Below are 9,859 nucleotides of genomic sequence, written 5' to 3'. Positions count from 1 at the left end.
CCCCAAAAGGCGTCGGCGGTGCTAGAGCGCGAACCGAGCAAATTGGTTCAATTTGCTCGGGGAATCGCCCTCTAAACTTAAGAAAGAGAACGCGTTGTCCGATCAGCTTGCGATGCAATCTGATCGGCGCGTGCTCTAGCGAAAAATACGTGTTGCCCCCACCCTGCCCTCCCCCGCAAGCGGGAGAGGGTTCCGCGGTGCGCTCTGTCAGGGCTGCAGGCTTTCAAACTGAGACAATCACCTCGATTTGGCTCACTTTGATAAGGTTACACCCGGCCATGAGGTTTGATCGCTTGGCTTCTGCCGTTGCGACGCGCCGTCAGATGCCCAGATATGCGCGGCGCACGTCCGGATTTTCGCGCACTTCGGCGGCGGAGCCGGACAGGATCACCCGGCCGGTCTGCAGCACATAGGCGCGGTCGGCGATCTCCAGGCTCTCCACCAGCCGCTGCTCCACCAGCAGGATGGTGACGCCGGTGTCGCGGATGGTCTTCACCGCGTCGAAGATCTCGTCCACGAGCTTGGGCATGATGCCCTGCGATGGCTCGTCCAGCATGAGCAGGCGCGGGCGGGTCATCAGCGCGCGGCCGATGGCGAGCATCTGCTGCTCGCCGCCGGAGAGGGTCGCCGCCTTCTGGGGCAGGCGTTCCTTGAGCCGCGGGAACAGGGCGAAGACCTGCTCCAGCGGCGCCTCGCGGTCGGCCTTGTCGGCGTGCAGATAGCTGCCGAGGCGCAGATTGTCCGCCACCGTGAGGCGCGGGAACAGGCGCTTGGCCTCCGGCACGTAGGCGATGCCCCGCGCGGTGATGAGGTGGCCGGCCATGCCGTCGATGCGATCGCCGGCGAAGGTCACGGTGCCGCCCCTGGGGCGTTCCATGCCGGCGATGGATTTCAGCAAAGTGGACTTGCCCGCGCCGTTGGCGCCGGCCACCACCACGATCTCGCCCGCCTTCACCTCCACCGAGATGTCGGAAATGGCGATGAGGCCGTCATAGGCCGTGGTCAGGGATTGGACTTCAAGCAGCACGGTGGCGATCCCCGAGATAGGCGGTGATGACATCCTCGTTGCGGACGATGTCGGCGGGGCTGCCCTCGGCGAGGAGCTTGCCGAGGTTGAGCACGATGGCCCGGTCCACCAGCTGCATGACGATCTCCATCACATGCTCCACCATCACCACGGTGATGCCGCGGTCGCGCACCTTGCGCACCAGATCCATGCCGAGGCGCGCCTCGGACGGGGTGAGGCCGGTAAGCACCTCGTCCAGCAGCAGGAGCTTGGGCTCGGTGGCGATGGCGCGGGCCACCTCCAGCCGGCGCTTTTCCGGCGGCGTGAGCTGGCCGGCGGTGGCATCGGCGCGGCCGTCGAGGCCCACATAGTCCAGCACCTCCAGAGCGGCGGCACGGGCGCGGGTGGCGTTGGCGTGGCGCACGAAGGCGCCGATCATCACATTCTCGGCCACGCTCATGGAATCGAAGGAGCGCGGCACCTGGAAGGTGCGGGCGATGCCCAGCCGGCAGCGCTCGGCCGCCGGCATGCGGGTGATGTCCTCGCCCTCGAACACGATGGAGCCGGAGGTGGGCACCCGCGCCCCGGAGATGGCCGCGAACAGGGTGGACTTGCCCGCCCCGTTGGGGCCGATCAGCCCCAGGATCTCGCCGCGCCGGATGGAGACGGAGACATCCGAATTGGCGACGAGGCCGCCGAAGCGCTGGGTGACGTTCAGCGTCTGGAGGAGGATCTTCGAGCTCATGCCTTGCCTCCGGACTTGCGGGTGAAGAGGCTGAGCAGGCCTTCCGGCTTGGCCAGCGCCACCGCCATGATCAGCGCGCCGTAGATGATGAGGTCGAGGCCGGAGCCCGACCCGCCGAGATAGGAGCGGGTGATCTCGGTGAGGGGGATGAGGATGGCCGCGCCCAGCGGCGCGCCCCACAGGGTGCCGATGCCGCCGAGCACCGCCGGCAGGGCGAACAGCAGGGAGAAGCGGAAGCTCATCACGCTCTCGGGGTCGATGTAGGAGACGAAGGCCGCATAGAAGCCGCCGCCCACCGCGGTGAAGAAGGCCGACACCGCCGCCGCCGCAAGCTTGGAGCGGAATACTTCCACGCCGAGGCTTTCGGCCGCCTCCGGATCGTCCTTCACCGCGCGCCACCAGAAGCCCCAGCGGGAATTCTCGATGACGTAGGTGACGAGCCACACCACCACCAGCAGCCCGAGGGCGAAGTAGAAGTAGGGCACCTTGTCCCTTGCGAACTGGAGGGTCCAGATGCTGTCGGCGCCGAACGGCCACTGGATGCCCAGGGCGCCGCCGACAAAATCCCAGTTGTGGACCAGGACGAGGCCGATTTCCGCGATCACCAGGGTGGCGATGGCGAAGTAATGCCCCTTCAGCCGGAAGGTCATGAAGCCGAGGGCCACCGCCAGCGCCGCCGAGAGCACGCCGCCCACCACCATGCCGAACCAGGGCACGATGTCGTAGTTCACGAACAGCACGGATGCCGCATAGGCGCCGATGCCGAAGTAGAGGGCGTGGCCCAGCGAGATCTGGCCGCAATAGCCGCCCAGGATGTTCCAGCTTTGCGACACCGCCGCATAGAGCAGGGTGAGGATGAGGACGTTCTGGAGATAGACGTCCCCGATGCCCAAAGGCAGGCAGGCCACGGCGGCGAACACCGCGGCCGCGACCATGAGCTGGCGCCGGCGCTTGGCCAGGAAGGCGTCGCCGGAGAGCTTGAGGGAGGAGAGGGTGGCGTCGCTCATCACAGCTTTCCGAACAGGCCGCTCGGGCGGAAGAACACCACGGCGAGATAGAGGGCGAAGATGCCGACGGCCTTCATGGTCGGTGGCAGGATGAGGGCGGTGATGGCCTCCACCAGCCCCACGATGATGCCGGCCACCAGCGCGCCGAACACGCTGCCGAAGCCGCCCAGCGCCACCGTCACATAGGCGATGGTGCCGAAGGTCGCGCCGACCTGGGGATGGATATAGTAGAAGATGGCGAGCACCGTGCCGGCGAGGCCCACGAGGGCGGCGCCGAGGCCCCAGCCGATGGCGAACACCTTGTTGCGGTCGATGCCCACGAGGGCGACAGCGCCCTGGTCCTCGCGGGTGGCTTCGAGCGCCTTGCCGAAGTCGGTCCGCGAAATCAAGGAGAGGGCGGCGAAGGCGGCGATGGAGATGAGGCCGCCATAGATCTGCGGCCAGGGCAGGAAGATGCCCGCGAGGTCAAGCGTGTGCCCGCCGAGCCACGAGGTCTTGATGGAGCGGTAGTCGGGCGTGAAGAAATACTGGGCCGCACCCTGGATGAGGATGGCGAGGCCGAAGGTGGAGAAGATCTGCACCATGCCGGCATTCGCCTTGGTGCGCATGGCATAGCGCACCACCGCCACGTAGACGAACGCGCCCACGCAGAACATGAGCCCCACCACCAGGGGTGCGACGACGATGGGATCGAGCGTCGTCCACAGGACGAGGCCGAACGTGGCGTACATGGCGATCATGAGGAATTCGCCATGGGCGAAGTTCACCACGTCCATGAGCCCGAAGATGAGCGAGAGGCCGACTGCGATCAGGGCATAGATGAGCCCCATGAGCAGGCCGCTCGCAAGCACCTGGATCAGCGCTTGCGCGGTCATTGTGTGTCCTTCCAGCCGGAACGTCAGCCGTGATTTCAGCCGTGGCGTCAGCCGTTCATGGGCCAGATGGGCGCGGCGATGGCCACGTCGTCGGGGAAGATGGTGACGAACTTGCCGCCCACATATTGCAGCAGGACCGGGCTCGCGTCGGGGTTCTGGCCTTCCTCGTTAAAGTGCACGCGCGACCAGGGCATGATGGTGCGGGTGCCGGGGAAGTCGGTGGCCGCCAACGCGTCGCGGATCTTGGCGCCGTCGGTGGCCTTGGCCCGGTCGATGGCGTCGGCGAGGATGATGAGGCCCATCAGCTCGCGGGACGAATTGTCGTTGAGGTCGCGCGAGGAGCGGGCCTTGTACATCTCGTTCACCTTGCCGATGAACGGGCGCCTGGCGGCGAGGTCCAGCGAGAACGAGGCGCGGGAGATGGCGCCGACGAGCTTGTCGCCCACCGCGTCGTAGGTCACCTGCTCGGAGAAGCCCGAGGCCTGGGCGACGAGGTTCTTCGGCTTGTAGCCCAGCTCCGCCATGGTCTTCACCAGCAGGATGGCGTCGGTGGTGTAGGTGGACGGCATCAGCACGTCCGGATCGGCGCTTTTCAGCTGCTGCACCTCGGCCGAGAGCGAGGGCGAGTTGGACTTGTACTTGATGTCGGCGGCGATCTTGTAGCCGCGATCATTGGCCAGCTTGCGCTGCACGTTGGACGAATCCACGCCGAAGATGGTGTCTTCGTAGAACAGGCCGACGCTGTCGATCTTCTTGCCCTTTTTCTTCTGGGTATCGAAGAAGTCGAACATGGCGGCGGAGAACATCTCGTCCTGCGCGGCCGGGCGGAAGAAGTATTTCAGCTTCTTGCGCTGGAGGCTGGGCGAGGAACTATCCGCGCACAGGAACGGCACGCCGTAGCGCTCGGCAACCGCGCTGACGGTGGAGGAGACCGCCGACTGGTAGCAGCCGATGAGGGCGGCGACCTTGTCCTGGGTGATGAGGCGCTCGGCCTCGGCGCGGCCCTTCTGCGGGTCGGCCTGGTGGTCGGCATAGACGAGGCGCACCTTGGCGCCGCCGAGGCCCGCAAGGCCGGGGGCCTTGGCGGTGGGCATGTCGAAGTCGAAGGAGCCGTTGATGATCTCGGCGGCGGTCTCGAAGGCGTGGCGGGCGTCGATGCCCACCTGGGCGCTCGGGCCGGACATGGCGTAGAGCACGCCGATGACCACCTCCGGCGCGCCCTGCGCGAAGGCGCGGGAGGCGGCGCCGGTGAGGCCGACCAGCGGCAGGGCGGAAGCGGCGAGAAGAAGCTCTCTGCGGTTCATGGTAGATCCCCTCTGGAAGTCAGGATGTCTGGACAGGTATTCGTTACAGTCTGCGCCGTTTTCGGCGTCAGTCCGGGCGTCGCCGCCCGGGCATTGTCAAAGGATCGCGAACTCGGTGTTGCGCCGGTCGGTCACCAGCATGCAGCCCGGCGCGTGGGTGATGGCGAAGGACGGGCGCGCCTCGGCGATCACCGACTGGGGGGTGACGCCGCAGGCCCAGAACACGGGCAGCTCGTTGTCGAGCACCTCCACCGCGTCGCCGTAGTCGGGCTTTCCGAGGTCCTTCACGCCGATCAGTTCGGGCAGGCCCACATGCAGCGGCGCGCCGTGCACGGCGGGAAAGCGCGTGGTGATCTGGATGGCGCGGATGGCGTGGGCCGGCACCAGCGGCCGCATGGACATGACCATCCGCCCCGAGAAGCGGCCCGCCGGCACGCACTGCACATTGGTGCGGAACATGGGCACGCGCACGTTGCGCTCCACATGGCGCAGGGGGAGGCCCTCGGCCATCAGCGCTTCCTCGAACGACAGGGAGCAGCCGATGACGAAGGCGACGAGATCATCGCGCCAGTGGTCGGTCACGTCGGCGGTGTCGGCGACGACCTCGCCGTCCTGCCACACCCGGTAGCCGGGGAAGTCGGTGCGGATGTCGAGGTCCTCGCCCAGCATGGGCACCTTGAAGCTGCCCGGCTCGGACATGCCGATGACCGGGCAGGGGCGCGGGTTGAAATGGCAGAAGCGCAGGAACTCCTCTGCCAGATCCTTGGGCAGCACGGCGAGGTTGCCCTGCACGTAGCCGGGCGCCATGCCGGCGGTGGGGCCGGTGAGCGCGCCGCTGCGGCAGGCCCGGCGCACCGCCAGCGGGGTCTGGTAGGCGGAATAGGCGTCCGGCTGGGGCGCGACACGGAGGCTTGCTGTGCTGGTGCTGGCCATCGGGAGGCTCGTCCTGTTCATCGCCGTGGCGATTCGGGCTGATCTGGCGTCGAGTGCACTTGGCGGTCTGCCCACGGATTGAGCGCGCTCGATCCATGGGCATTATTTCGACGAAGGACGTACAAGGTCCAATGATGATTCAGGATTGTTTCGGATAAGGTGGGCTTATAATCCGCGCCGGCTCAGGGTTTGACGGCGAAACAGGCCTCCACCTCCACCGTCATTCCGCTGGGCAGGGAGGAGGCGCCGCTGGCGATGCGGGCATGCCGCCCCCGCGCGCCGAACACGGCGCACAGCAGGTCGGAGGCCCCGTTGATGACGCCGGGATGGCCCTCGAACGTGTCCACGCAATGCACCAGCCCGGCCACGCGCACCACCTGCGTCACAAGGTCGAGGTCGCCATCGCAAGCGACCTTGAGCTGGGCGAGGAGGTTGAGGGCGCATAGCCGGGCGGCCTCGTAGCCCTCCTCGGGCGTGCGCTCCGCGCCCACCTTGCCGGCATAGAGCAGCGTGCCGTCACGGCGCGGACCCTGCCCGGAAATGAAGACGAGGTTGCCCACCCGCACGAAGGGCACATAGGTGCCGCGCGGGGTGCCGGCTTCGGGCAGGGTCAGGCCGAGGGCGGCGAGCTTGTCTTCCGCTTCAGTCATGGGCGATTCCTTGTTTCGCGGGTCTTCATTTGACTTGCCGCCAGTCGCCCCGGTCGCCTTTCCAGTTCACGCTGTCGCCCAGGGTGCGGGCAACGGTGAGCTTCAGGGTGCGCACGAGGCCTTCCCATTCCTTGGCGGAAAGCCCGTCCACGGCCGGCTCCGGCGCCATGAACATGCCGTCCACCCCGCCGAAAGCCACGCACTGTTCGATGGCCCGCACCTCCAGTTCCGGCTGGTGGAACACCACCGGGTTTTCCAGCAGCGCCGAGAGCGCCGCCACGAGGCCGGTGGCGCCCAGATTGGAGATGTTGGCCACCACGAGGTGGCCCGCGGCGGTTGCCGCCGCGACCCCGCCGCGGCCGGGAATGCCGCAGTCCGCCGCCTTGGGCGAGAAGGCGGGCAGGTCGGCGGCGATCACGCCCATGCCCAGTTCGTTGCCGCCGTCGCCGATGCCGATGAAGGGCAGGCCCATGGCCTTGCCGGTGCGGAACAGATAGTCGAGGTCGCCCACCATGCCGTCCAGCGGGCGCCCGCCGAGGCCGTGATAGAGCCCGTTGGCATTGGCGCCCGGCCGCTCGATGGCGATGAGCAGGCGCGGATGGGTGTGCTCCAGAAGGTCGTCGGCCACCACGCGGCAGCCTTCCGCATCCTTCGGCACGGTGCGGATATAGACCGGGCGCAGGAACGGCACGGGCCGGATGACGCCGTCCGCCGGGAAGGGCAGGGGGGCGAGCCCGGCGCCCCGGCAGGTGGCGGCCATCATCTCCGCCCAGTCGTCATCCACGACGATGACGCTCTCCACCCCGAAGCCGAGGAACAGGGCCCGGGCGATGAGCGCCGCGCCCACCGGCCCGTCGGTCTCCGGCACGCCGCCGCCCTCGGGAAAGCCGGTGGCGATGAGGGCGGGTCCGCCCTTCGTCGTAAGGGTTTCGGCGATGATCTCCGCCGCGCCCATGGCGATGAAGCCCGGCTGCCGGCGCGCCAGCGCCGCCCGGATCGGCCCGATGAGGCCGACCCCGGTGAAATCGAGGCACATGAAATCGTCGATGGTGCGCGCGACCCGCGCATAAAGGGCCGTGTCCTTGGCAAGCATGGCGAACCCTGCGGATTGGAAGGGAGGGAAACGGGTTCAGGCGCCGATGCAGGCGGCGTAGGTGCCGGGATCCACATTGCCGCCGGAGAGCACGACGCCCACGGTCTTGCCCCTGGCGTCCACCTTGCCGGCGAGCACGGCGGCGAGCGGGGTGACGCCGCCGGGCTCCACCACCAGCTTGAGCGTGTCGTAGACGAGGCGCATGGCGGCCTTCACCTCGTCGTCGCTCACCGCGACGCCGCCGGCGAGCAGCGCGCGGTTGATGGGGAAGGTGAGCAGGCCGGGGGTGGGCACCATCAGGGCGTCGCAGAGCGTCGCGGCGCCCGGCGCGTTGCGCTCCGGCCTGCCGGAGGCCAGCGATCGGGCGGTGTCGTCGAAGCCGGCGGGCTCCACGCTGTAGACTTGCGTGGCCGGCGAACGGGCCTTGAGGGCGGTGGCGGCACCCGCCACGAGGCCGCCGCCGGAACAGGCGAGGAGCGCCATGTCGAGGCTCGCGCCGAGGGCGGCGGCCTGCTCGGCGAGTTCCAGGCCCACCGTGCCCTGTCCGGCGATGACCTGGGGATCGTCATAGGGCGGGATGATGACGGCGCGGGTGCGCGCGGCGATGTCGGCGCCGATCTCCTCGCGCACCTCGGTGGCGCGGTCGTAGAGGCGCACGGTGCCGCCGAGCCGTTCGGCGCCCTCCACCTTGGCGCGCGGGGCATCGGAGGGCATCAGGATGGTGGCCTTGATGCCGTGGCGCGCGGCCACCGCCGAGATGGCGAGGGCGTGGTTGCCCGAGGACCAGGCGACGATGCCGCCGGCGCGCTCGGTCGTGCTCATCAGCGCCACGCGATTGGAGGCGCCGCGAAACTTGAACGAGCCGGTATGCTGCAGCATTTCCGGCTTGATGAGAATTCGCGCCCCGCAGGCGGCGTTGACTGCCGTATTCTCGAAGAGCGGGGTGCGGATGATCCGGCCGGAAATACGATCGTATGCTGCCTCTACGTCAGCGATCGTGGCGGCGAATACAGGAGCAATGTCGCTTTCGACAGCGGAACGAGCGGGATTTGATGACATGAGCTGGCCTCGGCGGGAGAGGCCGTCATGTCACCACGCTCCATGCATGCATTCAAAGTATGATCTGGCATGAACTTTGATCATGCCTGCTTATTGGTCATTCCTTGCGCCTGGTCCTCCCTGGCAACCTCCACGGCGAGGGCGGCCAGCGGGCCGGCGATGCCGCCGCCCATGGCCATGGGATAGCTCGCGGTGAAGACGAGGTCGGGCAGGCTGATCTCGGTCTCGACCACGCGCAGCTTGCCGGCGGCCAGCTCCGTCTGGATCACGTCGGGGGGGATGACGCTGAGGCCGATATGGTCCTCGGTCATGCGGACGATGGTGGAGAGGGAGGAATTGCTGAACAGGCGTGGTGATCCGATCTCCGGAATGCTCAGGATCTCGCGCAGGAAGGTGTAGGGATAGGTGGATTTCGGATAGGTGATGAGCGGATATTTCAAGAGGTCCCGCCGCGACAGCGGCTCTGGCGCGATGGGCAGGTCGCTGGCGGCGACGAAGGCCAGCGCATAGCTGCCGAGGTCGAGGTTGCTCATGTTCGGCTCGCTCACCGGGCCGAGCAGGAAGGCGAGGTCCAATTCCCGCTTCACCAGCGCGTCGCGCATCACCGGCGTCACATCCACGGTGATGTCGATGAGCACGTTGGGATAGACCGCATGGGCGCGCTCGATGAAGCGGGCGAGCCAGGTCTGCACGATGGTTTCCGAGACGCCGAGCCGCACCACCCCGCGCATGGCCTCGGGGGTCGCCACCGCCTCCAGCATGGCCGCGCGCAGCCTCAGGAAGCGCTCAGCATAGTCCACCAGCACCCGGCCCTTGTCGGTGAGGCTGATGGAGCGCGAGGAGCGCTCGAACAGGCGGGTCCGCAGCTCCGTTTCCAGCGCGGCGATGCGCTGGGACACGGCGGGCTGGGTGGTGTTCAGCCGCTCGGCCGCCTTGCTGAAGCTTTCGAGCTGCGACACCCAGTAGAAGATTTCGAGGCTGCGGAAATCGACCATCGAACGCGATACGCCTGAAGAGGGAATGCGATTGTAGGCCGATGGGGGGCGCTGGCAATCGGGGCTTCCTCCCCGCCACGATCTGCCCCCTCCCGCAGGCGGGAGAGGGGCCGCGTTGCGTGGGATGGCGGGAACGGTCTGCACCTGCGAGAGCCGGGGAACCCTCTCCCGCTTGCGGGGGAGGGCAGGGTG

The 9,859-nt window shown here is 67.7% G+C and carries 11 protein-coding genes; 1 reads left to right on the top strand and 10 read right to left on the bottom strand.

Features of this window, described 5'->3' with window-relative positions:
• Positions 1–319 precede the first annotated feature (319 nt).
• The 9 genes from K9U40_RS20175 to K9U40_RS20135 form a co-directional block, all read right to left on the bottom strand.
• A complete protein-coding gene (locus K9U40_RS20175; protein ID WP_414114983.1) occupies positions 320–1,060 on the bottom strand; it encodes an ABC transporter ATP-binding protein in 741 nt (246 codons plus the stop codon).
• A complete protein-coding gene (locus tag K9U40_RS20170; RefSeq protein ID WP_282891908.1) occupies positions 1,017–1,751 on the bottom strand; it encodes an ABC transporter ATP-binding protein in 735 nt (244 codons plus the stop codon). Before K9U40_RS20170 ends, K9U40_RS20175 begins: the two co-directional genes overlap by 44 nt.
• On the bottom strand, positions 1,748–2,758 hold the full coding sequence (locus tag K9U40_RS20165) for a branched-chain amino acid ABC transporter permease (RefSeq protein ID WP_282891907.1): 1,011 nt from the start codon (positions 2,756–2,758) through the stop codon (positions 1,748–1,750). Before K9U40_RS20165 ends, K9U40_RS20170 begins: the two co-directional genes overlap by 4 nt.
• Entirely contained in the window at positions 2,758–3,633 is an 876-nt protein-coding gene (locus tag K9U40_RS20160) for a branched-chain amino acid ABC transporter permease (RefSeq protein ID WP_282891906.1), read from the bottom strand. The genes K9U40_RS20165 and K9U40_RS20160 overlap by 1 nt, the downstream gene beginning before the upstream one ends.
• A gap of 47 nt (positions 3,634–3,680) precedes the next feature.
• Complete coding sequence (locus K9U40_RS20155) at positions 3,681–4,937, bottom strand: ABC transporter substrate-binding protein (protein ID WP_282891905.1); 1,257 nt, start codon at positions 4,935–4,937, stop codon at positions 3,681–3,683.
• A gap of 96 nt (positions 4,938–5,033) precedes the next feature.
• Positions 5,034–5,870, bottom strand: coding sequence for a putative hydro-lyase (locus K9U40_RS20150; protein WP_282891904.1), 837 nt, complete (start codon positions 5,868–5,870; stop codon positions 5,034–5,036).
• A gap of 182 nt (positions 5,871–6,052) precedes the next feature.
• Positions 6,053–6,520, bottom strand: a complete 468-nt coding sequence (locus K9U40_RS20145) for a RidA family protein (protein WP_282891903.1) — start codon at positions 6,518–6,520, stop codon at positions 6,053–6,055.
• A 25-nt stretch (positions 6,521–6,545) separates the two neighbouring features.
• Positions 6,546–7,613: a DUF4392 domain-containing protein gene (locus K9U40_RS20140; protein WP_282891902.1), complete on the bottom strand. Its 1,068-nt coding sequence runs from the start codon at positions 7,611–7,613 to the stop codon at positions 6,546–6,548.
• A gap of 36 nt (positions 7,614–7,649) precedes the next feature.
• Complete coding sequence (locus K9U40_RS20135) at positions 7,650–8,564, bottom strand: threonine/serine dehydratase (RefSeq protein ID WP_282891909.1); 915 nt, start codon at positions 8,562–8,564, stop codon at positions 7,650–7,652.
• Between K9U40_RS20135 and K9U40_RS20130 the strand changes: the two genes are divergently transcribed.
• Positions 8,481–8,666 (top strand): hypothetical protein, encoded by a 186-nt coding sequence (locus tag K9U40_RS20130; RefSeq protein WP_282891911.1) that lies wholly within the window; start codon positions 8,481–8,483, stop codon positions 8,664–8,666. The two genes, K9U40_RS20135 and K9U40_RS20130, sit on opposite strands and share 84 nt — an antisense overlap.
• Positions 8,667–8,752: 86 nt before the next feature.
• Here K9U40_RS20130 and K9U40_RS20125 read toward each other — a convergent pair whose 3' ends face one another.
• Positions 8,753–9,667, bottom strand: coding sequence for a LysR family transcriptional regulator (locus K9U40_RS20125; protein WP_282891901.1), 915 nt, complete (start codon positions 9,665–9,667; stop codon positions 8,753–8,755).
• Positions 9,668–9,859 lie beyond the last annotated feature (192 nt).

The organism is Xanthobacter autotrophicus (assembly GCF_030015065.1).
Classification (GTDB): domain Bacteria; phylum Pseudomonadota; class Alphaproteobacteria; order Rhizobiales; family Xanthobacteraceae; genus Xanthobacter; species Xanthobacter autotrophicus_D.
This window is presented reverse-complemented; position numbering and strand designations above follow the sequence as displayed.

What these genes read in the sequence shown, in the direction of transcription:
- K9U40_RS20175 (WP_414114983.1), bottom strand. Translation starts at nt 1,060, where the DNA reads ATGTCATCACCGCCTATCTCGGGGATCGCCACCGTGCTGCTTGAAGTC.
- K9U40_RS20170 (WP_282891908.1), bottom strand. Translation starts at nt 1,751, where the DNA reads ATGAGCTCGAAGATCCTCCTCCAGACGCTGAACGTCACCCAGCGCTTC.
- K9U40_RS20165 (WP_282891907.1), bottom strand. Translation starts at nt 2,758, where the DNA reads ATGAGCGACGCCACCCTCTCCTCCCTCAAGCTCTCCGGCGACGCCTTC.
- K9U40_RS20160 (WP_282891906.1), bottom strand. Translation starts at nt 3,633, where the DNA reads ATGACCGCGCAAGCGCTGATCCAGGTGCTTGCGAGCGGCCTGCTCATG.
- K9U40_RS20155 (WP_282891905.1), bottom strand. Translation starts at nt 4,937, where the DNA reads ATGAACCGCAGAGAGCTTCTTCTCGCCGCTTCCGCCCTGCCGCTGGTC.
- K9U40_RS20150 (WP_282891904.1), bottom strand. Translation starts at nt 5,870, where the DNA reads ATGGCCAGCACCAGCACAGCAAGCCTCCGTGTCGCGCCCCAGCCGGAC.
- K9U40_RS20145 (WP_282891903.1), bottom strand. Translation starts at nt 6,520, where the DNA reads ATGACTGAAGCGGAAGACAAGCTCGCCGCCCTCGGCCTGACCCTGCCC.
- K9U40_RS20140 (WP_282891902.1), bottom strand. Translation starts at nt 7,613, where the DNA reads ATGCTTGCCAAGGACACGGCCCTTTATGCGCGGGTCGCGCGCACCATC.
- K9U40_RS20130 (WP_282891911.1), top strand. Translation starts at nt 8,481, where the DNA reads ATGCTGCAGCATTTCCGGCTTGATGAGAATTCGCGCCCCGCAGGCGGC.
- K9U40_RS20125 (WP_282891901.1), bottom strand. Translation starts at nt 9,667, where the DNA reads ATGGTCGATTTCCGCAGCCTCGAAATCTTCTACTGGGTGTCGCAGCTC.